Annotated in this window: 19 protein-coding genes and 1 tRNA gene; 14 read left to right on the top strand and 6 right to left on the bottom strand. The window is 58.0% G+C overall.

The features are described from left to right. The first annotated feature begins 39 nt into the window (after positions 1 to 39). The 5 genes from sufC to BLQ77_RS07975 are packed head-to-tail and all read left to right on the top strand — an operon-like array spanning position 40 to position 4356. Positions 40 to 795, top strand: coding sequence for a Fe-S cluster assembly ATPase SufC (gene sufC / locus BLQ77_RS07955; RefSeq protein WP_008884011.1), 756 nt, complete (start codon positions 40 to 42; stop codon positions 793 to 795). Next, a complete protein-coding gene (gene sufD, locus BLQ77_RS07960) occupies positions 796 to 2073 on the top strand; it encodes a Fe-S cluster assembly protein SufD (protein ID WP_089957607.1) in 1278 nt (425 codons plus the stop codon). After that, a complete protein-coding gene (locus BLQ77_RS07965; RefSeq protein ID WP_089957610.1) occupies positions 2073 to 2561 on the top strand; it encodes a YIP1 family protein in 489 nt (162 codons plus the stop codon). The genes sufD and BLQ77_RS07965 overlap by 1 nt, the downstream gene beginning before the upstream one ends. Further along, a complete protein-coding gene (locus tag BLQ77_RS07970; protein ID WP_089957613.1) occupies positions 2558 to 3136 on the top strand; it encodes a YIP1 family protein in 579 nt (192 codons plus the stop codon). Before BLQ77_RS07965 ends, BLQ77_RS07970 begins: the two co-directional genes overlap by 4 nt. Continuing rightward, a complete protein-coding gene (locus BLQ77_RS07975) occupies positions 3136 to 4356 on the top strand; it encodes a cysteine desulfurase (RefSeq protein ID WP_089957615.1) in 1221 nt (406 codons plus the stop codon). Before BLQ77_RS07970 ends, BLQ77_RS07975 begins: the two co-directional genes overlap by 1 nt. A gap of 64 nt (positions 4357 to 4420) precedes the next feature. Here the strand turns inward: BLQ77_RS07975 and BLQ77_RS07980 are convergent, their stop codons facing one another. Continuing rightward, complete coding sequence (locus tag BLQ77_RS07980) at positions 4421 to 5935, bottom strand: peroxidase family protein (RefSeq protein WP_089957618.1); 1515 nt, start codon at positions 5933 to 5935, stop codon at positions 4421 to 4423. Positions 5936 to 6230: 295 nt separating this feature from the next. Between BLQ77_RS07980 and BLQ77_RS07985 the strand changes: the two genes are divergently transcribed. From BLQ77_RS07985 to BLQ77_RS08010, 6 genes are all read left to right on the top strand, one after another. Next, a tRNA-Arg gene (locus tag BLQ77_RS07985) sits at positions 6231 to 6307 on the top strand. A 455-nt stretch (positions 6308 to 6762) separates the two neighbouring features. Next, positions 6763 to 7989, top strand: a complete 1227-nt coding sequence (locus BLQ77_RS07990) for an ATP-binding protein (protein WP_089957623.1) — start codon at positions 6763 to 6765, stop codon at positions 7987 to 7989. Beyond that, positions 7986 to 10475, top strand: coding sequence for an ATP-binding protein (locus BLQ77_RS07995; RefSeq protein ID WP_131821996.1), 2490 nt, complete (start codon positions 7986 to 7988; stop codon positions 10473 to 10475). Before BLQ77_RS07990 ends, BLQ77_RS07995 begins: the two co-directional genes overlap by 4 nt. A gap of 2 nt (positions 10476 to 10477) precedes the next feature. Continuing rightward, positions 10478 to 11161, top strand: a complete 684-nt coding sequence (locus BLQ77_RS28415) for a hypothetical protein (protein WP_131821997.1) — start codon at positions 10478 to 10480, stop codon at positions 11159 to 11161. Next, complete coding sequence (locus BLQ77_RS08005; RefSeq protein ID WP_089957629.1) at positions 11158 to 11745, top strand: HNH endonuclease signature motif containing protein; 588 nt, start codon at positions 11158 to 11160, stop codon at positions 11743 to 11745. Before BLQ77_RS28415 ends, BLQ77_RS08005 begins: the two co-directional genes overlap by 4 nt. Next, a complete protein-coding gene (locus BLQ77_RS08010) occupies positions 11714 to 13342 on the top strand; it encodes an Eco57I restriction-modification methylase domain-containing protein (protein WP_089957631.1) in 1629 nt (542 codons plus the stop codon). Before BLQ77_RS08005 ends, BLQ77_RS08010 begins: the two co-directional genes overlap by 32 nt. 268 nt (positions 13343 to 13610) lie before the next feature. On the opposite strand, the gene BLQ77_RS08015 is transcribed toward BLQ77_RS08010, so the two are convergent. Further along, the gene (locus tag BLQ77_RS08015) at positions 13611 to 14204 is read right to left on the bottom strand and encodes a DUF6088 family protein (protein ID WP_089957635.1); all 594 of its coding nucleotides are present in this window, start codon (positions 14202 to 14204) and stop codon (positions 13611 to 13613) included. 90 nt (positions 14205 to 14294) lie between these two features. Here BLQ77_RS08015 and BLQ77_RS29945 point away from each other — a divergent pair, with 90 nt between their 5' ends. Together BLQ77_RS29945 and BLQ77_RS08025 are read left to right on the top strand one after the other, a co-directional pair. Then, on the top strand, positions 14295 to 14615 hold the full coding sequence (locus tag BLQ77_RS29945) for a hypothetical protein (protein ID WP_446000276.1): 321 nt from the start codon (positions 14295 to 14297) through the stop codon (positions 14613 to 14615). An 852-nt stretch (positions 14616 to 15467) separates the two neighbouring features. Further along, positions 15468 to 19145, top strand: a complete 3678-nt coding sequence (locus BLQ77_RS08025) for a hypothetical protein (RefSeq protein WP_242661648.1) — start codon at positions 15468 to 15470, stop codon at positions 19143 to 19145. Between the two features lie 99 nt (positions 19146 to 19244). On the opposite strand, the gene BLQ77_RS08030 is transcribed toward BLQ77_RS08025, so the two are convergent. From BLQ77_RS08030 to BLQ77_RS29275, 4 genes are all read right to left on the bottom strand, one after another. Continuing rightward, complete coding sequence (locus BLQ77_RS08030; RefSeq protein ID WP_131821998.1) at positions 19245 to 20246, bottom strand: RES family NAD+ phosphorylase; 1002 nt, start codon at positions 20244 to 20246, stop codon at positions 19245 to 19247. A 295-nt stretch (positions 20247 to 20541) separates the two neighbouring features. Further along, complete coding sequence (locus BLQ77_RS08035; RefSeq protein WP_242661649.1) at positions 20542 to 21849, bottom strand: peptidoglycan-binding domain-containing protein; 1308 nt, start codon at positions 21847 to 21849, stop codon at positions 20542 to 20544. Positions 21850 to 22231: 382 nt separating this feature from the next. Next, the gene (locus BLQ77_RS08040) at positions 22232 to 23092 is read right to left on the bottom strand and encodes an alpha/beta hydrolase family protein (protein WP_375360200.1); all 861 of its coding nucleotides are present in this window, start codon (positions 23090 to 23092) and stop codon (positions 22232 to 22234) included. Positions 23093 to 23101: 9 nt separating this feature from the next. Then, on the bottom strand, positions 23102 to 23287 hold the full coding sequence (locus tag BLQ77_RS29275) for a hypothetical protein (RefSeq protein WP_242661651.1): 186 nt from the start codon (positions 23285 to 23287) through the stop codon (positions 23102 to 23104). A 268-nt stretch (positions 23288 to 23555) separates the two neighbouring features. Here BLQ77_RS29275 and BLQ77_RS08045 point away from each other — a divergent pair, with 268 nt between their 5' ends. Further along, positions 23556 to 24623, top strand: coding sequence for an IS110 family RNA-guided transposase (locus tag BLQ77_RS08045; RefSeq protein WP_089957639.1), 1068 nt, complete (start codon positions 23556 to 23558; stop codon positions 24621 to 24623). Positions 24624 to 24656 lie beyond the last annotated feature (33 nt).

Raw genomic sequence — 24656 nt, forward strand, 5'->3', positions numbered from 1 at the left:
ACGCGAACGCGGCCCGGGCGGGTAGAATGGAGAGAAAACATGCTGGAAATCAAGAACCTGCAGGTGAAACTTGAGGAAGAGGACAAGCAGATCCTCAAGGGTGTGAACCTGACCGTGGAAGCGGGCAAGGTGCACGCCATCATGGGGCCGAACGGCTCGGGCAAGTCGACGCTCTCCTACGTGCTGTCCGGCAAGGACGGCTACGTGGTGACCGAGGGCGAGGCCACGCTCGGCGGTGAGGACATCCTCGAGATGGAGCCCGAAGAGCGCGCCGCGGCAGGCCTCTTCCTCGCGTTCCAGTACCCGGTCGAGATCCCCGGCGTCGGCAACATGACCTTCCTGCGCACCGCGGTGAACGCTCAGCGCAAGGCACGTGGCGATGAGGAGATGTCCTCGACCGAGTTCCTCAAGGTCGTGCGTGAAAAGGCCAAGAGCCTGAAGATCGACGCCGAGATGCTGAAGCGTCCGGTGAACGTCGGCTTCTCGGGCGGCGAGAAGAAGCGCAACGAGATCCTGCAGATGGCGATGCTCGAGCCGAAGATGTGCATCCTCGACGAGACCGACTCCGGCCTTGACGTCGACGCCATGAAGCTGGTCTCGGACGGCGTCAACGCGCTGCGCGACGAGGGTCGCGGCTTCCTCGTGATCACGCACTACCAGCGCCTGCTTGACCACATCAAGCCGGACGTGGTCCACATCATGTACGACGGCCGCATCATCAAGACCGGCGGCCCCGAGCTGGCGCTCGAGGTCGAGACGCAAGGCTACGCGCACCTGATCGAAGAGGAGGCGTAAATGGCACTTCCGCAACCGAAGCAGACGGCGACCGACGCGCGCCTTGCCGCGCTCGACCTGCCCGAGGGCGGCTGGTCGGCGCCGGCGCGCCAGTCGGCGCTTGCCCGGCTGCAGGCGATGGGCCTGCCCGGCGCCCGTGACGAGTACTGGAAATACACCCGCCCCGACACGCTCGTGGCGGCCGAGGCCCCCACGGCCGCAGTGTTCCAGGGGGACGAGCCGCTGGTGTTCGACGGTGTCGAACGCCTGAAGATCGTGTTCCGCGACGGCGTCTTCGATGCCGAGGCCTCGGATCCGCTGGCGCTCGAGAACATCGAGATCGCCCGGCTCGCCGATGCGGCGGACATCCACTGGGCGCAGGATCTCTACGGCAAGCTCGAAGAGGACGGCCAGACCCCGGTCGAGCGTCCTCTCGCGGCGCTCAACACCACCTTCGCCACAGACGGCATCCTGATGCGCGTCACCGGCAAGGTCTCGAAGCCGGTCGCGCTGATCTACTACCACGAGTCCGAGACCTCGGACGCGATCCTGCACCACGTGGTGAAGGTCGAGGAAGGCGGCGACGTCACCGTGCTCGAGAACGGGCCCGCGGCGGCGCGTTTCAACAAGGTGATGGAAGTAGACGTGGCCGACGGCGCCGGGTTCCACCACATCCGCGCCCAGGGCCGCGACCACGAGCGTCGCGCCGCCACGCATATCTTCGCGCGGCTCGGCGCCGAGAGCACCTTCAAGACCTTCACCCTGACGGTGAACGGCGTGCTGACCCGCAACGAGTGCGTGGTCGAGCTGACCGGTGACGACGCGGTCTGCCACATCGCGGGCGCCTGCATGGGCGACGGCGATTTCCACCACGACGACACGGTGTTCGTCACCCATGACGCGGTGAACTGCGAAAGCCGGCAGGTCTTCAAGAAGGTGCTGCGCAACGGCGCGACCGGCGTGTTCCAGGGCAAGATCCTGGTGAAGCAGGGTGCCCAGAAGACCGACGGCTACCAGATCAGCCAGTCGCTGCTGCTCGACGAGGACAGCCAGTTCCTCGCCAAGCCCGAGCTCGAGATCTACGCCGACGACGTGGCCTGCTCGCACGGGTCCACCTCGGGCGCCATCGACGAGGACGGCCTCTTCTACCTGCGCGCCCGCGGCCTGCCGCGTGGCATCGCCGAGGACCTTCTGACGATCGCCTTCATCGCGGAAGCGGTGCAGGAGATCGAGGATGAGAGCCTGCAGGAAGAGATCGTAGGCCGGGTCGAGGCCTGGCTCCTGCGGCGCCGCGGCTGATGACGCTCTCGCGCGAGATCCTGGCCACCTACCGGGGGCCGGGGGCCGTCGTGCGGCGCCTGTTGCGACAGGGACCGCGCGAGGACCGCGCGCTGATGTTCGTCATGGCCGCCTGCGGTCTGTTCTTCGTGGCGCAGATGCCGCAGCTCGCACGGCAGGCGCATCTGGCGGGGACCGAGCTCAACCCGATGCTCGGCGCCTCGCTGCTGGCGTGGCTGGTGATCGCACCGCTGCTGTTCTACGTGCTGGCCTTCCTCAGCCACCTTGCCGCCCGCCTCTTCGGCGGCAAGGGGTCGGGCTACGGCGCCCGGCTGGCGCTGTTCTGGGCGCTGCTGGCGGCGACGCCGCTGGTGCTGCTGAACGGGCTCGTCGCGGGGCTGGTGGGGACGGGGCCGCAGCTGACCATCGTGGGTCTGCTGTGGTTCGCGGTCTTCGTGTGGTTCTGGCTCGGCGGGCTCGTCGCGTCGCAGAAGGCGGCGGCGGAATGACCCCGGCGGGCTTCCTCCGGCTGGCGCTGCAGACGGTTGCGGCCCCGCGCGAGGTGGCGCGCCTGCTGCTGGCCATGCGGCTGAGCCGTGAGGCGATCCTGACGGCGCTGGCGCTGTCGGTGGTGCTGAACGGGCTGGTCGCGGGGATCTCCTTCGTGCTGGTCCCGGCCGAGGCACTGCCCGCGCAATTTGGTCCGGTCTTCGTTGCGGGGATCCTCGCGCTCGAGCTCGCGGTGACCATCGTCCTGCTCGGCGTGGTCGGGCGGGCGCTTGGCGGCACCGGGCGCGACATCGAGATCGCGCTGCTGCTCGCGTGGTTCCACGTCCTGCGGGCGCTGGCGCAGCTCGTCGTGCTGCTGGCGGGGCTGCTGTCCTCGGCCCTGGGCTCGCTCCTGCTGGTCGCCGCGCTGATGGCCGGCGTCTGGATCCTGATCAACTTCCTCGAAGTGGCGCATGGCTTCAGCGATCTCTGGAAAGCCCTGCTGCTGCTCGTCATCGTGACCATCGCACTTGCCTTTGCGATGGTCCTTCTACTCGTGCTAGCAGGGGTCTCCCCCGAAACCATGGCAGGCTGATGTTTGACGTTTCCGAAATTCGCCGCGACTTCCCGATCCTCTCGCGTGAGGTCAACGGCAAGCCGCTCGTCTATCTCGACAACGGCGCCTCGGCGCAGAAACCGCAGGCGGTAATCGACGCCGTGACCCGCGGCTATGCCGAGGAATATGCCAACGTCCACCGCGGGCTGCATTACCTGTCGAACCTCGCCACCGAGAAGTACGAGGCGGTGCGCGGCATCACGGCGCGCTTCCTTGGCGCGAAGGACGAGGAAGAGATCGTCTTCACCTCCGGCACCACCGAGGGCATCAACCTCGTGGCCTATTCCTGGGCCATGCCGCGTTTCGAGCCTGGCGACGAGATCGTGCTGTCGGTGATGGAGCACCACGCCAACATCGTGCCCTGGCACTTCCTGCGCGAGCGTCAGGGCGTCGTGCTGAAGTGGGTCGACGTGGACGAGACCGGCGCGCTCGACCCGCAGAAGGTGATCGACGCCATCGGCCCGAAGACCAAGCTGGTGGCCGTCACGCAGCTTTCGAACGTGCTCGGCACGGTCGTGGACGTGAAGACCATCTGCCACGCCGCGCGCGAGATGGGCGTGCCGGTGCTGGTCGACGGCAGTCAGGGCGCGGTCCATATGCCGGTCGATGTCGAGGATATCGGCTGCGATTTCTACGCCATCACCGGCCACAAGCTCTACGGCCCCTCGGGCTCGGGCGCGATCTTCATCCGCAAGGAGCGGCTGGCCGAGATGCGCCCGTTCATGGGCGGCGGCGACATGATCCGCGAGGTCCACAAGGACTGCGTGACCTATGCCGACCCGCCGATGAAGTTCGAGGCCGGCACCCCCGGCATCGTCCAGCAGATCGGCATGGGCGCCGCCCTCGAGTACCTGATGTCGCTGGGGATGGAGAACGTCGCCGCTCACGAGGCGCAGATCGCGGCCTATGCCGGCTCGCGGCTCTCGGGGCTGAACTGGCTGCAGGTGCAGGGCAACGCGCCCGGCAAGGCGGCGATCTTCTCGTTCACGCTCGACGGCGCGGCGCATGCCCATGACGTCTCGACGATCCTCGACAAGAAGGGCGTCGCGGTGCGCGCGGGCCACCATTGCGCAGGCCCGCTGATGGACCACCTCGGGCTCTCGGCGACCTGCCGCGCGTCCTTCGCGCTCTATAACACCGAGGCCGAGGTCGACGCGCTTGTCGACGCGCTGGAACTGGCGCACGAGCTTTTCGCCTGACGGGCGCCTTCGGTCTCGATCTGAGAAACGGCGCGCCACCTGCGGGCGGCGCGCCCGGGATGGCTCAGCCGCAGCGCAGCTCGTTGCCCAGCGGGATCGTGTCGCGGTTGGTCTCGATCCACTTCATCATCTTGCCCATGGTCATGTCGGCGCTGCCGAACCCCTCCCACGGGGTGAAGTCGGTGTTTAGGATGCTTTCCGGATCGAGGCGCAGCAGCCGCACGAAGACCTGCGCCACGATGGTGCCGCCGACGCCGGTGAGCTTGCCGCCCGCGTCCGCTTCCTGCAGGCAATAGAACCATAGCGGCGTCTTGTCGATGTGCCGCGAGGCCAGCGCCTCGGGCGCCTTGAGCTCCTTGATGCCCAGATGCGGCGCATGAGCTTGAAGCCACCGCGCCACCTGCTGCCCCGAGGCCAGCTGCAGCGCCGTCCGGTCGCGCAGGATGTTGCGCAGTGCGAGCTTCTTGGCTTCCGCCACGGGCACCTCGATCTCGCCCCATTTTTCGGACTTGTTCACGATGCCATCCGGCAGCGCGAACAGCGTCTCGGCCATCTTGGTGCCGACCGGCAGCGCCATCTGGACGTTGCCGTCCTCGAGGTCGAAGAACATGTTCATGTGCATGTCGTCATCGGGCACCCGCGGGCTGAACGCCTTCATCATCGCGAACAGATCCCGCGGCTGCTCGTCTGCCCTCAGCTTGTAGCTGGCCTGCACCGTGGCGTGGCCAAAGCGGTAGGCCGCCCCGGAGAACTCCGCCGGCATGATCGGGCCGTGCTTGCCGAAGACGTAGGGCGCCGCGAGCGCCGCCTTGATGCAGGCCTTGTCGACGAACGAGGGCAGGAGCTGGTTCAGCACCAGCCACTGGTAGTGCAGCCGGACGGTGCGCCGGACGTGCTCGAAGTCCATCAGCCGCGGCACCACTGTCTCTGTCCAGACGGTCTTGCGGATGGACATGCCGCCGACGCCGTGGACCATCCGGCTCACCTCGTTCTCCGCCCGCGCGCCGTCGTTGGCGTGGCTCATGAGGATGTTGTGCAGGCAGATGAAAGCGCCCTGGATCTGGCTCACCAGGATGTTCTCGTCGTTGCGCGGATCGCCGATCAGCGCCGTGCCCTTGGCGTTGCGGGCGAGGTCCAGCGGGCAGTCGTCGCGCCCGAAGAGCAGGTAGTCCTTGTGCTTGTTGTGGTAGAGATGCGGGCTCGCGTCGGGCCCGTCACCGTAGACGCAGTCGAGGTCGAGCGTCGGCGTGCGCACGTTGCGGATCGAGCGAGGGTCGATCTTCCTGCCGATGCTGCTGGTGGCGTCGAGCGTGATGTCATGGTCGACGAACTGGCCGAAGAAGGTCATCCCGGCCTCGGCCGGCCCGGGGGTGACCGTCGTGGTCTTCATGCCGTCGACAAGGGCGATATAGGCGTCGAGGATTGCCTGGTGCGACAGGTTCCCGGTGATCTCGTTCGGCTTGCCGAGGAGATGGCCGAAATGCTGCGCCAGTGGCGGCTCGGTCAACAGGGCCTTGCCGTCGAGGCATTGCTTCACGAGGTAATCGTATCGGGACAGGGCGTGGGTCATACCGGTCATGCTGTGTCTCCTGAAAAAATGAGTCTTTGAAAAATGAGAGAATCTCGCTCACGGGCACAGTTTAGGGTTGATCCGTTATTCTGCCGTGAATGGTGTTCCGCAGGGTGCGCTTGGCGACATGATCTTTCGCGCTCGTTTCTGGCTGCGCTTGGCTTGGCGTCCGTGTGTCAGGCCCCGCAAGGCGGCTCCGGGGCAGGGCGCGCGGCTCGCCAGAGGCCATAACAAGCGAATGCCTCGCCGACGAAATTTCCCGATTGCGGGCGCCGCCGCTTTGCCGTATCACCCCCATGCGCAGGCACCCATAGCTCAGCTGGATAGAGCGTCGCCCTCCGAAGGCGAAGGCCTCAGGTTCGAATCCTGATGGGTGCGCCATTAACCTCGAAATTCCAAGATTTGGGCTCGCTAGTCAGGTTGCCCCGGCGCCGCCGAGTTTGCCGCGCGGTTGCCGTTCATCCTGTGATGGATTGGACGGACTTGGATGAAAAAATCATTAATTTACAGTCGGTAATGCCATTGTGGGGTGTACCAAGTACCAAATGTTGGCGTCGCGAGGCTGTACGGGTCAACCGATAGGCGACCTGTCGATTTGGTGAAGCTGATCGCCCCAATGCTCAAGCAGCTCAGCGACACGGATCGGGTTGTTGCGAAGGGGCAGCGTATGGAGAAGGTGAGCTGATGTCATCAGCTTGCTGCTCGCCGCGTGTGGTCTTTCGATTTCCCTAACCTTTAGTTTCAGACGGTCGGATGCCTGCTTTCAAACGGTCATCTATTGACTTTCAACCGGTCGGAAGCGCAATTTCAATCGGCCGGATGGAGACAAACAGAACATGTACCCGAGATTCGCGAAAGAGAGGATAGAGGAGGCGCTGTCAGACACCCGCGTCGTTCTGATCTCTGGCCCGCGTCAGTCGGGGAAGACGACACTCGCGATGGATGTCGCCGCCGACAGGACACCTTTTCTGACATTGGACGATGCCAACGTCCTGCGATCCGCGGTCGATGATCCGGTCGGGTTCGTTCGCGGTCTCGATCGTGCCGTGATCGACGAGGTGCAACGTGTTCCGGACCTGCTCCTCGCGATCAAGAACCTGGTTGATGATGACGAGACGCCAGGTCGCTTCCTGCTGACAGGATCTGCCAACCTGATGACCCTTCCGAAGGTCGCAGACTCCCTGGCCGGGCGCATGGAAGTCATCAGGCTTCTGCCGCTAAGCCAGTCTGAGATTATTGGCACCAAGTCGAATTTCATCGATCGAGCTTTTGCGGGAGAAATGCCTTCGTCAAAACACATAGTCGTTGGCCATGAGCTGATCGAGGTCGTTTTGTCCGGCGGCTATCCGGAGGCTCTTGGTCGAAAGAGATGGGCGCGCAAGCAAGACTGGTACCACGGCTACCTTGATGCGATCGTTCAGCGAGACGTGCGTGACGTGGCCCAAATCGATCAGCTCGCAGTCATGCCCAAATTGTTGTCCGTGCTCGCTGAACATTCAGGGCAATTGGTCAATTACTCAGCTATCGGTGGCGCTCTCGATCTCAATCACGTGACGACCCGGAAGTACGTAGGCGTTTTCGAGAGCCTCTATCTTGTCCATACATTGCAGCCTTGGTTCACGAACCGTCTGAAGCGTCTTACCAAATCGCCCAAGCTGCACTTTCTCGATGCCGGGTTGCTCGCAGCAATGCGCGATGTGTCACCAGATGTGGTTGCGAAGGATAAGACCTGCTTCGGTCCGATCTTGGAAACCTTTGTGTTCAGCGAACTGCGCAAAATCGCTTCATGGAGCGAACAGAGATGCTCCTTCGCTCACTTCCGGGACAAGGATAAGAACGAGGTCGACTTGGTTTTGGAGAATCGTCGCGGCGAAGTCATCGGGATTGAGGTCAAGTCTTCAGCAACGGTATCAGCGGCGGACTTTTCCGGAATGCGGAAGTTGGCCGATGCATGTGGGGACAAGTTCGTGCAGGGTATGGTGCTCTATGATCACGATAAGATCGTTCCCTTCGGAGAGAACATCTTCGCGGTTCCGCTTTCGAGCCTTTGGAGTTCGTCATGAATAAAGTTCAGGAAGTCCCTTTTCGGGTTTCTGCCCGAACGGCTCGCCTGATTGGGCGTGAAAATGTTGCTACCGCAGAGAGCGCAATCAGCGAGTTGGTCAAGAACTCCTATGACGCCGATGCGTCTTTCTGCATTGTTCGGATATCGCCAACCTACACCGGGGTTCCGGAAAAGATTTCGAAGGATGAATTCGACCGACTGGCTGAGTGGGGCCTGAACCCCGAAAACCACTACGATCTTGATGGCGAAACAGCCAATCTGCGCCCATGCCTCGCCGATGAGCACAGTCCGGAGGCCGAACTCATTCGGCATCTTGTGACGATCACAGTGATCGACGATGGTGCAGGTATGGGAGACGACGCAATCCGTGATGCATGGATGGTCATCGGAACAGCCAACAAAGAACTGGAATCTTCATCCAAGCTTGGTCGCACTAGGACCGGAGCCAAAGGGATCGGTAGGTTTGCCCTTGATCGGCTGGGAGCACGATGCCAACTGCACTCGAGCACCATCACAGAAGCTGGTAATAGTGAAACGCTGACTTGGACCGTTGATTGGAACAAATTCGAGAAAGACGGAGCGGTCCTAGACGAGGTAACTGCTCAGATTGAGCTAGGAACGGCTGGATTCCAAAAAGATTTGTCCGCAGTTGCGGCAATCGCGGATCTCGAGGAGCTTGCGAAAAAGGCGTCGGAAAGTCGTACTGGCACATCAATCGAAATTTCGGAGGTGCGCGACAACTGGTCGAGGGACTCGATCAAGAAGCTTCGACGCACGCTGGGTGTTCTTGCGCCCCCCGACGAACAGCGTGCATTTAGCATTTATCTGCGCGACGACCGAGATCCCAACCAATCAAACAGTGTCGCGTCCGACGTACTTGAGGATTTTGACTACAGGCTGACCGCAAAGGTTCAGTCGGATGGTGCGGTGGAGTTCACGGTCGTCCGCAATGAACTCAACCATGATGAGTTTCCGAAAGCGCTCTTCATGCGGAAAGACATGAAAAAGGAACCGTTTACCAAGGAAGCTTTCAGCAATCGGGCCACAAGCTACGTAAAATCGCTCGAAGATCTATTTCCAGGAGAGTCCGAGCTCTTTTTCAATCGCGCGCGGTCCATCGGTCCGTTCGAGGTTGTCCTGCGGTTCTTCAAGCTTCAAATGCCATCAAAGGCCGAAGATCGACAGTATCCATATCGGAGCTTTCAGCCGCAACGGCGAAAGGAATGGCTCGATATCTTTGGGGGTATTCGCATTTATCGAGACAACTTTGGTGTGAGGCCCTACGGCGAGCCCAAAAGCGGAGCATATGACTGGCTGTCGCTTGGTCAGCGAAGGGCCGCAAACCCTGCAGCACCCACACGCCTCAACTGGCCCGTTCCACCTCAGAATATTGCTGGAACGGTGAACATTTCTCGCAATGAAAATAGCGTTCTTGTCGATCAGTCAAACCGCGAAGGCATTATCGAAACAGAAGAATTCCGGGTATTCCAGGCCCTCATTCTGAGGTTCGTCAATGAACTGGAAAGGGATCGGAGCCGTGTTCTCTACAACCTACTTGAGACCTACAAAGTCGAAAATGCCGATAAGCAAGTGCGGTCAGAAGGGTTGAAACTGGCACGCAAAATTGAAGCGCAACCTGAGAGCTCCTCAGACGATGTACGCAAGCTTGCCCAGACGGTGACCGTCCAAGAGAACATGCTCAAGGAACAAGCTGAGGATCAGGTCATTCTGAGGTCACTGGCGACACTTGGCACCGTAATGGTGTCCTTTGCCCACGAAATGGGACAGTTGAACACGCTGGCAGGACGCAATCAGCAGCTCGCCGCGTTGTTGGCACGCCATCTGGATGAAAAAGAATTTGCCAACAAGAACGAGGCGTTCAATCCCTTCGCCATCCTTCGTGACATGGAAGCCTCCGACAGGAAGGCGGCGCAGTGGTTCAATTTCGCACTTTCGGCCGTTCGCTCCGGGCGCCGTCGGCGATCCAACGTCGATATGCGCAGTCACCTAGAGGAATTGAAGGTCGTTTGGGATGGCTTCCTTCGGCCGAGAGAAATCGCATTGGATCTCAATTTCGAAGATGGATTCGCAGCAGAGATTCTGGCGTTCGAAATTGATATTGACAGCATTTTCAACAACTTGATCCTGAATTCATTCGAAGCTTTCGTCGATGGCATGGGGGGAGGCGAGCGGCGAATAAAGATAGACATTTTTGCTAAGAGTGAGAAGGAGGTTGGTATCATCTATGAAGATAATGGTCCTGGCATTCACAGCTCAATCAAAGATCCGAGCGAAATATTCGAGTTCAACGTCACGACAAAGAAAGATCGTGAAGGCAAAGGAGCAGGCACTGGCTTGGGTATGTGGATACTTGAGTCGGTGGTGCGCTCCTACGATGGGACCGTGCGTGCGTACCGTAAGACCGAAAGTTTCGGCTTCCGATTGGAGTTTTCTTTGCCGATAGCAGGGAAAAGTGGTGTCTGACGATGTTGCTATATGTAGATGAAGAAGCGGACCAGGGGCGGCGAGTAGTACTCGCCGCTGCCCTCTCTGGCTATTTTGGGGATGATGAAGTTGCGACGGTAGTTCCCGAGGCGGATATCAATACGATGCTGGAGAAGATCATAGAATCCCGTTGTGAGGTCTTGATCACGGATTTTCGCCTTAGCGAATATAAGGCCGACGTCCAATATTCGGGACTGGATCTTATTCAGGAGGTGCAAAAGCATTTCGAGGGGTTCCCCTGCTTCCTGACAACAAATTATGTTCCGCACGCGCTTGAGCAGCTCCATGATGTAAACTTGATTTTCCCCAAAGATGACTATCTTGCTGAGAAGACCGCTTCAGGTGAAAAAGATAAAAGTAAACTTCCATTCTTTCTGCGAGTTCGTACGAAAATTGAAGAGTACAGGGCTGACCGGCGCCGGTTGGAAGAATCCTTTCAGGAGTTATACCAGCGGTCACTAGAAGAACCCTTGCGAGCAGAAGAACTGCAGGTATTGCTCGATCTCGACGGGCGATTGGAGCGAGCCATTGGGGGGCGAGTAGCAGCAGTCCCTCGTCTGCTAAAAGAAAACGCCCTCGAACCATTCAATAATCTACTGCGCAGGGCCGCTGATCTCGCTGCCGAGATTGAAACTGAACTTGGGCAGCCACGGGAGAATGAATGATGCTTCGAGATCGCCGACCCGAGCGGTCCAACCCGCCATCCAAAGGCCACTACAGGGCTTATAAAACGGAGCTCAAGACGGATTTTGGAGAGTGTTGCGGCTACTGCGATACGCCTGATTATATACTGGGGGGCATTAGGGTGTTTCAAATTGATCACTTTGCACCCAAGAAGAGGTTTCCAGAGCGAAGCGCCACTTATTCCAACCTTATCTATAGTTGTCCATTTTGTAACCGCGCAAAGTGGGACACTTGGATTGGTGATGATCCTGACACACCAAACAACGGAGAAGTCGGTTTTGAGGATCCTTGCTCGCTTGAGTACGAAACGCATCTTGATCGCTCAGTCGATGGCCGTTTTCTGGCGTTGAGTCCCGTCGGAACCTACATGATCCGCGAGTTGAAACTTGGCCTCATGCGTCATCAACAGATCTGGCAATCTCAAGCAATCAGGAAACTTAGGTCGCGTCTTCGCTTTTTGAAGGAGGATCCGCGTCTTACAAATGAGAGAAAAATTGCGCTGCTCGAGCAGATTGATGAGTTGACACAGGAATATGAAAGATTCAAACTCAGTGCCATTGCGTAGTAATTCTTCCTACGATCCGAAAGGAAACGGGGTTGTCTACACGCCAGCAGCAGTCACTGAAGTGGTTGTTGCTCAGGCGTTGGCGAAACTGGATGTCACGGCGATCGGCTCTGTTCTTGAGCCAAGCTGTGGTGACGGTTCGTTTGTGCGCACGCTGTTGGCGACAAGCTCTCTGAATATCTACGCGCTGGACAAAGACGAAGAAGCGATCACACACTGCAAAGCCGAATTCGACAAGGCTCATGTCTATTGTGGCGACTTCTTTGAGGACCTGCCGGAGGTTTGGCCTAAGCAATTCGATATCATCATTGGTAATCCACCGTATGTGAGTTGGCATCGTTGTGACCCGGATACGAGGTCGCGTCTTGACCGCATCGGTGAGCAATATGATTTTGAAGGCAGGCATCTCAGGAACGCATGGGCGGGTTTCGTTGTGAAAGCCACGATGAAGCTGGCACAAAAAGGTGTCCTCGCTTTCGTTATTCCTTATGAATTCTTAACTGTATCTTATGGCAAGCGCCTTCGGGACTGGATGGAGGGTCACTTCACGACCCTTGATATCTACATTCCGAATGAGAAAGCTTTCAAATCCATAGACCAAGATGCAGTTACTGTTATTGCGACCAAAGGAGAAGGTCCGTGTGAAACTGTGCTGCACCGAGTAGCATCACTTGAGACAGCAGGGGTTCAATCAAGTTGCCGTCTTTCGTCTGGAGCCATCAAAGCCGCCTCTTTAGAGATGAAAGGATTCTTACTGGATAGTGAGGTGCTTAACCTAATTCAGAAGATCGACCAGAACTGTGAACGTGTCTCGGATTTTTGCGATAATGCTGCTGGTACTGTCACCGCTGCGAACGACTATTTTATTTTGTCCCGAGCTGACCTGGAGTTTAATAAGCTCACTCGTTGGGCGCGGCCGATCATAAAAAAATCAAGTTTCCTCGGCGATGCGGTTAGTTTTTCGGTCGAGCACTTTGATGAGCTCGAATCTACCGGTAAGGCTTGCTATCTTCTGGATTTTTCCAAATTACACGCTGAAAAGTTGCCTAAGGCAGTTCAACGATATATAGAATTAGGTGAAGAAGAAGGTATCGATCAGCGTTACAAGTGTAGGCATAGAAAGGACTGGTTTAAGGTTCCGGTTGTTCAACCGAATGAGGGTTTTTTCTTCAAACGCTCACACATCGTCCCGCGGTTTTGCGTAAATGAGTGCGGTGTGCTTGCAACCGATTCAGCTTATCATATCCGGATGAAGCCGGGGGTCGCGATTCATGACCTTTGTGCGTCGTTCTACAATTCGTTGACGCTGCTCTTCGCAGAGATCGAGGGGAGGTTCTACGGTGGCGGTGTTCTTGAGGTTACGCCCAATGAATTTAGGAGACTTCCGGTTCCGTTGAGTGAATTCTCGGCGTCCGATTTCTCTAGATTTGAGGGTAGGTTTACGCTCGCCGATGGTGCCCAGGCTGCAATACAGTTTTCTAATGATCGGTTAATGGCAAAACTTCAGCTCTCTACATCAGATTTAGATACTATAGAAGGAGCTCGGCAAACTTTGCAACGCCATAGGCTTCGCCACGGAGGCAAGTCCCAGAGCTAAGTTAGCTTATCTTTTCTGTCGGAGCAGGGACGGTGGTGACAGTCAATATGAGATCCGATGTCGTGGCATTGAAGGCGGTTTCCCCTTTTTTGTCGCCTATGATGTGGAGCGTCCGCGCTAGAGTTTGGTGTTAAGTGTCAGGCATCGCCATTAGCTCGCCGAGCATGCTGCCCGACCGCGCTTCTTCGCTGGTGTGGGCCGCCGGGTGCGATCTACAGCTACGGCCAGGGCTTCTTTGCGGTCTTCAGACGACAAAGACAGGAAGGGCTCAGGCATGCGCCGCCTTTGCGACACTGCGTGCAAGCCAGGTCGGGAACTGCGGTGCTGCCGTTACCAATTCGTCAAACGCCGCTGCGGGCAGTTTCTGCTTCAGCGATCTAAGAGCTGTCTCTGCCTGTTCCGGCCCGAGCCAGGCCAGAGCGCGAACAGCACTGCCTGCCGGCCTCTTCCCCAGGGCGAGTTGCCATCGGGGGGCGTGGCGCAGTTCCACGAGTTGTTTGCCCAATGAGAGCGTGCGGCTGCGACCCGAGGTCAGGTACACGGAGCGAACAGACACTTGCGTGGTCAACCCAAGCGCATTCGCTTCGGCGGCGCCGGTTGGAACAATGACTTCGCCACGTTGCGCCGCGAGGGCCTCGACGGCCTGTTCCACGGTCGGTGCGCGCGTTCCAAACCGGCTTTTGATCAGTCGCAGGTAAACCCCGCGTCCGGCACGGATCAACTGGCCGCGCTCGGCGAGGCGCGACAAGGCCTGATCCACACCGGCACGGCTGCCGAGGTGCAGCAGCCCCTTTGCGGCAAGTGGCGCTCCTTCCGGAAGTCCCTCTGCATGGGTCAATATCTGTTCGGCAAGGCGCTGCATGATCGTTCTCCTGTCAGAAATATACGCAGTTTTCTGACAGAAACCAATCCGTGCTGTCGGACGAGGTGAGGAGGGTGGTAGCTTTGTGCCATGGGTAGCAGGCTGGCCTTCGGCGATTTTCAGAGGGGAACACGCTTACCGAAGGCCCCGCAGTTGCAGGCATTCCTTGACGGCAGCAGCCCGCCTCTTGTCCAGGTACTCGGCCAAATCGTCGATATGGACGCCTTTGGCGCATTTCTGCGACGCTTCCATGCGGACGAGAGGAAGGGCGATGGAACCAGCCGAGACTTTGCGGACGAACTTGTCGGTACTCAGACTGAAAAATCCCTGGCGACATCCTCAGCGGGAATGATCGGTCGCCCGGAATACATTGCTATCAAGAGAAACGCCGTGTTCATGACCCCGGAGTGAAGCACGATGGCATAGTTGGGAGAAGGTCGCGCAGCGGGTTGGCGGGGAAGCGGATAGCATGGAGCGCAAATCGGACGGGTACGTTGGGTCGGAGAGACTCTCCGAAGCGTGTGAAAGGGGGTAGGGAGCCCATGCTTGGGTCAGTCGGGCGGGAGCCTCGACGCCAAGCAACGCTTCTGGAGAGGCCGCAAGACAAGTGCACCTTTTGCGGTGCAGACATCCCCGGATCCCGCTGGGGGGGCTGCCACACCGGTGCTGCCGGCAGGAGGAGGGTCATCCAGGCCCGCGGCAGCGCCTTGAGGGCCGAACCCTCTGCGCTTTCATAGACAGGTTGAGCAGGAACACCGTTCAGGCCAGCTGGACGACATCTTGGAGTACTTTGACGCGCCCCTCCTGAGCAAATGCAGTTTGCCAAGGGGCGGCCTTCGGGAATAGTATTCCAAGATTTCGAGCCATTTTTTTGGTTCGCAGAGTTTTTCAACACAATCGGGCGGGGAGCGGTCATTCGCCGCGGTCGCGAAGGCGCCCCTGCCGCACCGCCGAAGCGGACATTCAGGCGAGAACCAAGGCTGAAGCCCGCTCGATCGACACCAGGGGCGGGAAGCGGGCATTCTCTGCAAGCGCGAGATTTTCTTTCGCATCCCGCAAAGCAGGCTTTACTATCGCCAGACGCATTGCACCAAATCAACTCAAACACTTACTCTGGGCTGAACCAAGCCCCAAGCTCACGAGGTCACTGTGCCAGTTGACGAAACTGCAATACGCCAATGGGCCGACCGCCACGATTGTCGTAGCAACCTACCAATACTTGTTCGCCGCCTGATCACGGAAACCACGGGATCCCTTGTTTCCATGCGCTTTCCCGGAAACGAAGCGGTCGATTTGCCTGGGCTTGACGGTCAAGTGGAATGTGAAGCCGGGACAGTCTGGGTGCCGCAAGGCCGAAGCGTATGGGAAATGGGTTGCAATGTAGACCCTCGAAGTAAAGCCGACGGTGATTATCAAAAGAGAACTAAAGAAACGCCGCAAGACCAGCGCGAGAATAGTGCATTCGTCTTCGTGACGCCGAGGAGGTGGAACGGAAAAGAAGACTGGCTTGAAGAGCAACGTGGTGAAGGCGCTTGGGCGACCGTTGAGGCATTAGACGCCATAGACCTTGAAACTTGGCTCGAAGACGCGCCTGCCACGGCCCGTTGGTTGGGTGAAAAGCTGGGTGTCGCCTGGCCCGGGCTGAAGACACCTCACGAATGGTGGAATAGCTGGGCGACAGCTTCGGTGCCGCCATTGTCCATCAAGCTTGTTTCTTCTAGACGACACAACGAGCAGAGCGTGTTGTTGCAGAAGTTGCGCGACCGAGAGCAAATAGTTCCGGTTCAAGCTGACGATAGAGGGGAGGCCGTTGCATTTGTCGTTGCAACAATGATCGAGGCCGATGCTCTCGATCTTCTTGATACGACAGTTGTTGCCACATCTCGCGATGCCAGAATTCCTACGAGCGCAAACCACCTTATTGTCGTTGCGGACGGCGGAGATGGGGAGGAGTTGGATTTTGGTGATCGACGAAATTTGACTATTGTCCGCGCATATCCCAAGGGCCGTTTAGATGTCCGGGAGGCACTGCTGCTTTCGCACGTCCCCTCAGATACCTTTCGCGCTGAACTCGAGAGTATGGGGCTATCGCGTGATGACGCGGATAACCTCTCCATCAAGGTCGGTCATTCTGTTCCTGTATTGCGGCGTCAGCTCTCTCGTGATCCTGAGGTTCGGCGGCCTAGTTGGGTTAGAGATCGCGCAGTGGCAAAACGTGTCCTCCCGTTCGCATTGGCAGGCTCGTGGGTTGAGCGCGAGAGCATGGATGACAGCACAATTCTCCAGCTATTGGGTGATTTTCGGGATTGTGAAGTGGAACCAGTTCGAGACGAACTGCTCGCTTTGAACGACGCACCAATTACTCGCTATGGGCATGTGAATGTCGTCGTATCACAAATCGACGCACTTTTTGCCGTAGGGCCTTACATAGATCGAGACGATCTGGACCGTTTCTTTCAACTCTTGCCGGAGTTGCTGGGCGATAGAGACCCCGCCTTAGATCTGCCTCAAGATCAGTGGTACATGGCCAATGTGTTGGGTCACGCGAGAAGTTTTTCGGGTGCCCTTCTTTCCGGTCTCGGCGACGCGTTGGGCATTCTATCCGTTCATGGTGCAGAAATCTGCGGTGATAGGTTGGGAGTTGACCTTTCATATCGTGCCGCGCAAATTGTTCGGTCACTGATGCAAGGTGCTGACCAAGAACGCTGGCTTTCTATTCGGGGACACCTACGAACATTGGCGGAGGCATCTCCATCTGCGTTCCTTGATTGCCTTGAAGCTGAGCTTAGAGAACCAGTACCAGCCATACGCGCCATCATGGGAACCACTGAAGGTTTCGTGAGTGGCGAGTGTTTGCGGACCAATTTGCTTTGGGCGCTTGAACTTTTGGCTTGGCACCCTGTTCACTTTTCTCGTGTCGCAGAGATTGTTTTTGGCCTTCGCCGTCTGGAGGTGGAAGACAACTGGTCAAACTCGCCGAAATCAACCGCCCGTTCTCTGTTCAGGGCTTGGCTGCCTGCCACCGCTCTCAGTGCTGCGGAAAAGATAGCTGTCTTACGGCGCTTGTCCGCGCAGTCTCGATATGCTGCGATGGACGTCTGCATCTCTCTTCTTCCAGGAGGTGGCCCAAATTTCGCTTCACGCACCGCGAGGCCGCAATGGCGAGCACTGGATGCAGAAGTGCCGTCACCGACAAATGCGGATGTCCGCACGGCGGCGATCGAAGCCAGCCGACTACTGCTCGACTTGGCTCCATTTGAAAAGTCGGAGCTGGAACAGCTGTTAGAGGTTGCGACACGTATTCATCCTGACGACCTATCTCGCTTGGTCATCGAGGTCGAGAGTTGGTCAGCGACAGCAACCGATGAGGACAAAGCTGATCTTCGGCACAACCTTCGTCGGCGCGATGTTCTTCGTGCTTATCAGGAAGGTGAAGAGGACGAACAGTTGGCAGCCGCGCTTCGGCGTATGGAAGAGGCTTTATCCCCTCAGTCCCCGACTGCTCGCCACCGTTGGCTGTTTGAAAATTCCCACGTTGAGTGGCGTGCGCTGGTGGAAGACGAAGGAAATGGGCGCTTGTCATGGCAGGAGCGAAACGCACTTGTCGAAGAGCGCCGCCGAAACGCCATCGCTGAAATCAGGGAGCTATTGGGAGATCAAGCGGTTCTTCCGTTTGCGCTTAGCGTGAAGCAACCAGAACTGGTGGCTCAAATCTTGGTTCCGCAAGACGCGGCAGTGGAAACGGCGACCCACTGGGTCTCGGCTGCGTTGCGCACCGAGGCAAATGATCAATCCAATCCATTCCTGCGGCAACTTCTATGGAGCGCAGGTTGGATCGACCTTGCCGCAGTCGTGGCTGGCCTAGAGGCACAAGGAATCCTGAACAGTGAAGTGGAGCGCCTGAGATTCGCCGAGCACCTTCCTGGTCGTTCAATTGGCTGGCAGGTCGCAGAAAGCTTGGGCGAAGACGTGGCTTCTGCATTTTGGAATTCGGCATCAATTCATATTTGGGATGACACGCCGTCCACCGAAGTGGAGTACGCCGTTACAAAGCTCATTGAACATCAGCGTCCTAGATCTGCGTTTTCAGCCGTTTCTCTGTGGAGGAACAAGCTGCCAGCAAGCCGGTGGGTCGAGATCCTACAAGCAGTTGCTCACGGAGAGGAACGGGATGGGCCTTTTCCAAGTTCCTACAATCTGGATGAAGTGCTTCAAATCCTCGACGCAGACGAAGAAATCTCTGACGATCAAATCGCCAATATAGAACTGCCCTTCGTGCCTCTTCTGAGCTCATACGGACATAGGCGTCACAAGCGTACACTGGCCTTGCACCGACAACTTGCTCGCGACCCTAAGTTCTTTATTGAGCTACTTTGTTGGCAGTATCGTCGGCGCGATGGGGCGGAAGAACTCGAGCGAGAGGAGCTATCGGCGGAGAAGCGCAAGTTTCTTGCAGAGCTGGCCTATCATTCCTTGGAGGGGTGGAAGAAAGTCCCCGGCTGCAATGACGAAGGTGCGATGTCTCCGGATGATTTCACCTCATGGGCTGATAGCGCCTTAAGACTTGCGGCGGATGCTGACCGCAAGGAAGTCGCTGAAATCCATTTTGGAGCTCTGCTCGCACGACTGGCGCGGAGACGGTCCTGGGATGACTGGTTGCCTGACGTCATCTTGGAGTATCTAGATCGCTCTGAATGCGCCGGACTAAGAGAGCGGTTCTGTATGGGGGTCCGAAATGCACGAGGTGTAACAACGCGCAGCCCGTACGATGGCGGGGAGCAAGAGCGCAGACTTGCTGAGCGCTATCGAGACTTGGCTGCTAGATATGGCAATTCCCACCCTCGGTTGTCGGAAAGCCTCATGTCCATTGCAGAAGGATATGAATGGGATGCACGTCGAGAAGACGAGCGGGCGGCAGTGGGTGAGCGCTGGCATCCTTGATACGGATGCAAGCCGATGGCCGTTTTCGGGAGTAGCGCTACAGCATTTGATGCTAGAACGAAGGGACGCTTCCCGTGTTTCCAGAATAGTTCGCCGAAACTAGATCTCCACCGTCCTGGCTATTTGGCCATCGAAGAGGCATAGGCCGACCAAACGCGATCGGTTTCCAATCGAAAAGTCCGCATTCAAAATTACAAGATTGTACGCGTGCTCTGGGGCTCGTGTTGAAGGGTATCGAATAGCATCAAACCCAGACGAGCGGGCGCAGTCCGCGACAAACCTTGAAAAAACATAGGCAGCTTTCTTATACCCCATTTCCTCCTGAGGAGTACTGAGGAGTGCTGAAAACGCGAGCGCATTCAACAGATCTGATTGGTTTTTATGGCTGTCGTATGGGGTCGCCAAATCCAAGATCTTCAAGTCACTATCGAGCGCAATTTCAGCAACAGCGCAATTTTTACCTCTTAGTTCATGAAAACAAGTTTCTTTGCTATCACCTAGGTATAGTACCGGTTGCCCTGCGTGGTTGTACCTACCTTCGCCGACATACTTGGGGTCGGCAAAGTCAAACTGACCCACTGATATTTCTCTCAGCCCTTCCAGCCCACGCGCTCTATATAAGCTAGACGGCATCGTAGTGGCGTTGGTCGATTGTGATAGAGCCTCCAAGGTCTGGAGAACTTTCTGGGCGAACTCGTTCTTCAATAGGAGAAATGGCGTCTCGTGCGCAATAGCGTGAATGGAGGCCACGTTATCCTCAAACTCAACAGGGACATCGAATGGTAATTCGTACGGGTAGAGGGTGTATCCCAACTTTTCGCCGCACCTTGGGCAATCCAGCTCCTGAACGAGGCGCTCGAATTGTTCTTTTGTATAAAATGCACTGATCCGAGATCCGTCATAAAATGCGTCAAGTTGTATTTGGTTGCACTGAAACTCTGCGGAATCGGCAGCGTATGCCGCTGGCCATATCTTTAGGAACTTTTCGTTGCATCGGTCGCAGCATGCAATGTCTGCCGAGAACCAAGAGTCCAGTTCTTGAAGAAACACATCTTCGAATGCAGCCTCGTCGAGCGGGTGTGTAGGTGAAGACGAACTCACACTTTTGTCCTGTAAATTTATGGCTTTACTCAGCTGACTAACTAACCATGAATGGCGAGGATTGCTAATCCCAAATCTGCCTCTTCCGCCAGTGGCTGCTTTAGGCAAGCGGCAACGCAGCGACGAAGGTCTCGATCAACTGCAGCTTTGGGCCGGGACCACGCAACCACACAGCGACCGTAGCCCGTTCTAGACGCTACGGAACCGCAGTGCAGCTTCGGGCTAAGGTTGACCGCAGTCGAGCCGAACCGTTTTGCGGGGCTTCATGAGGGCACGCGACAAAGGAGGCAATTCACTATTGCAGGATCCCCATCTCGACAAGCGTCGCCCGATCCGGTGCCCCGGTTTCAGGCAATCCGACAGACGCCTGGTAGCCCGCCATTGCGTTGCGCGATCCTGGCCCCCACTGACCATCCGGCGTCCCGGCATCGAAACCAGCCGCGTTCAAAATAGTCTGGATGGCCTTGTAGTCTTCTCGATCAAGATCGAGCAAACTGAACTGACAGGCACCCGCCACTTCGTCAAAAACTCGCTCAGATCCATCCATCTTGAGTGAAAGATCGTACAGCTGGCCGCGGTCGCCCGTCAGACGCATGAAGACCTTTTCCTCTCCGACAAGCCTTCGGATGAAGTCCTGCGCCTTGGCACCAAAGAGCCCTGCGCCCTTGTTGCTGGTCAGTTTCGACCACCGCTCCGGCATCGCTTCGTCGCTCCCGATCCGAACCGTGACTGGCAGCGTGTTGGATTGGAAATCTCCCATTATGAAGCTATCGGCATCAAAGATCACGCGCGCCTCCCCTTCGTGGCACAACACCTTGAGTGAAGGATGATCCGAATATCCGGTTCCGTAATCCGAGACATTGATGGCGAAGACCTGAGGGGAATCATCAAGAGCTGCACGAGAGTGCTCAATTCCCCACCAGCCGACGATCGTGAAATCACCCGCGGCGAGCTGTTTGAACACTTCCATGTCGTAGTCGATTTCCGGATGGCCCGGGTCCGCCCAATCCGGCTTGGTTTTCACGCCAAGCCCGACCTCGTCCGGCAGGGATGTCTTTTCCGTCTGCGCGATCGGCGTAGGCGCTTGCGGCGCCCCACTGGTCGGGAAGGCAATCCCATACTGGGCCCGGAACCAGGCCTGGCGCAGCTGGGCGAGGCTCAGCTTCTCCGTCTCGTATCGCGTGAGCGCAAGCGCCTGCATCAGGCCACCAGAGTTGTCGGCCTCCGCTTTCGCAGCATCGACATTTCCTTGCTGGGTCTGGATATCCGCGAGGATGCTCCCAGCCAGCGCCGGATCGGGCTGGACCGCAGGAACCACAATTTCGATAGGGGCACCGGATTCCTCGGCTGCGAGCCGAGCCTCCAGGACTGATTTCGTTAGAAGCAATGTCTCGAGGTTAAGAGAGGCGATTAGGGCGAGTGCGCCGCCCTGGTAGTTGCCATTTGATACCTCGACCTCAGAAATCTCCAGCTCGATGGCGGCGATGTCGGATCGGATAGCATCAAGGTCGGCTGTTGCACCCTGCCCAGTTGAAACAGAAGCTGAAAATATAAGGGAAAGAGAAAGGGTCGCTCCAGCAACCAAAGAAGTTCGGTTAGGCATTCTACAGGCACTCCTGAAGGTTGAATGACCCCGTAATGCTAATCAGGACCTCAGCTGCAAAACATGATTATCATTGGGCTGAAAAAATGGGGGAGTGTCAACGTCCGTTCGACTGCAATAATCGACGGCTTGTCGGTCGTGGTGCTGCAACCATGCTCGTGCGTCCGCTTCGGGAATGCTGCGCCGCGGCGCATCAGCGAAGCCCAAGGGCAGCAATGGGCCGGAAGCGACGATGTCCTCGACCACGGTCGCGGTCTTGGTCTCTGCGCAGCCGAACGTCCGATTGAAACCCAGTCAGGACCGTCGTTTGCCGAGCGCAGGACGCCAGTCGGTTGGTGAGTAGGGGGGGCGTTCCGTCGATTCTCGTTCGAGGGTTTTGTTGTCAGTCAGCTGAACCAATCGCGTTGCGAAACGCGGAAATCGTCAGCCCGATAATTTCGGCATGGATAGCATCGCGGGAGCTGCCGGAACCATCCGTACAGATCGGATCCTCAATGCCTTCTTCAATCGCAATTTCGGCCGCATGGGGTTTGCACTCGGGGAACATTGACGCGTGGCTGGCAGCTTCGATTATCTGGTAGGTTGCGCCGGGTATGGCGCCCGCGATCCCGGATGCCTGAATGGTTTCCGGGATCTCAGATGCCTTTCCCAGGTTTACGATGAAAACCGGAACCGAGACGTCAGCGAAGGATGCAGGGGCAAAGATATCCGCTGGCGCCGGATCGATAGCAACGGCGAAGCGGACCCGGGGATCCGTGTTGTCTCGTCCAGCGGCGCCTTTGTCCATTGCGTGCAGGTCGACTCCGCTCAGACGCACCCACTCGCAGAGGGACGCGTTCAGATCGTCCGTGTCGCAATATGTCGCGAAAAGCTCGGGATCGAGCCTGGCTCCAGCGATGGACAGCGCGGAATTGCCGCCCATTGACAGGCCCAGAACCCCTATTCGATCACGCGCGACATGCGAATTGAACGCCTGATCCTCCTCGATCATGTCAAGCGTCTTCGAGAGATCGGACGGTCTCAGCCAGAGCTTCATGGTTTCCTCGGCCGACCGGTCCCGCCCCGTATTCCCGGGATGCGTGGGCGCTGCGACGATGAAGCCCTCTTTTGCCAGCGGTGCCGCGATCCAGCCCATCGCACCGGCATGACCTGCCAGTCCCGCGCCGTGGGACAGCAGGACAAGCGGGAACTCTCCATTGCGTATCGGCGCTCCCTCCTCGACCGGCGTCCCCTTGAAAAAGATGTTCTCGCCCTAGGTTACGGCGGTGCCGCCCTCGACCGCAGGGTACCAGATCGTCACCTCCAGATCGGTTGCCCGCTCCCCGGAGGTCACTGAGAGTGTCTGAACACCCGCGATATAGTCAGCAGCAAGCGCTCCTGCGCATGACGCAAACAAAAAAATTACGGCGAAGCCGACCGATTTCGTCACATCCTTCATCGCGTACTCTCTTCTATCGGAGATTTTTCTACTCTGAAGTCGATACGATGGTCGCTCTCTCGCGCCAAGAGGGAACGTCGGCTTCGTCCGCGGAGCTGACCTTGGGGCCTCGGACTATGCTGCGCGGTGCCATGAAGGTCCGGTCTGGGGAAGCCGCGCTGCGGCAATGACGATCCTGGCCAACGACCGGTAATGGGATGTGTCGGCTGCTTCCCCACCGTTGAGCTATCCTGAACCGGGGTCAACCGCGCAACAAGGAGAAGCAGCCATGTGTGCAAAGAAGACAGGAAGGATCGAAGATCTCGCCGTCGTCGGGATCGACATCGGCAAGGATACGTTTCACTTGGTCGCGTTCGACCGGTCCGGCCAACTGGTCATGCGCAAGCAGATCAAGCGCTTTGACCTGAATGCCACGTTCGCAAAAATCCCTTGCTGCATCGTGGGAATGGAGGCTTGCCTCAGCGCCCATTTTGTCAGCCGAACGCTGCGGGGCATGGGGTTCGATCCGCGGATCATCCCGGCGATTTACGTAAAGCCTTTCAACAAGGGCCAAAAGAACGACTACAACGACGCCGAGGCCATCGCCGAGGCCGCGTTGCGTCCAAACCTCCGGACCGTTTCAGAGAAAGACCAGGATCAGCTCGACCTTCAGGCTCTGCACCGGGTCCGGGCACGGCTGGTTTCGCGTCGCACGGCCACCATCAATCAGATCCGGGCCTTTCTCATCGAGCAGGGGATCACCGTCAGGTCGGGGCTGCGGGCGCTGAAGAATTCCTTCGAGACGATCCTCGAACAGCGACGGGATGAGATATCGCCCCGGATGCGCGGCATTCTAATCGGGCTCCATGGCGTCTGGCTCTGGCTGGACAAACGGATCGAGAATGTCTCTAGCGAGATCGAAGAGATCAGCCGCACTGAGGAGAACTGCGCCAACATCATGACGATCCCAGGCATTGGCCCGATGATCTCGACGGCGATGGTCGCGTCCGTCGGCAAAGGTGAAGCCTTCGATCGAGGGCGCGATTTCGCGGCATGGCTGGGCCTGGTGCCCCGACAGTTCAGCACAGGCGGACGCACCATTCTCGGCAGGATCACTAAACGCGGCAGCCGCTATCTGAGGATATTGTTTGTGCAGGCGGCGAAAGTGATCATGATGCGCCCATACCGATGGTCTGACTTCAGCTTCGGCCCGTGGCTGACCGAGGCGGTCGCCTGTATGCCGCGAAACAAGGCGGCCATCGCGCTTGCCAACAAACTCGCTCGAACTGCCTGGAGCCTTCTGCGGCACGGCACCCGGTTCGACGCGCCAAAAGACGCGGCAATGGAAGCGATCTGACGCTTTCCAAGGTCACCAAGGAGTTCGCGATAG

It is taken from the genome of Salipiger thiooxidans, from assembly GCF_900102075.1.
GTDB classification, from domain to species: domain Bacteria; phylum Pseudomonadota; class Alphaproteobacteria; order Rhodobacterales; family Rhodobacteraceae; genus Salipiger; species Salipiger thiooxidans.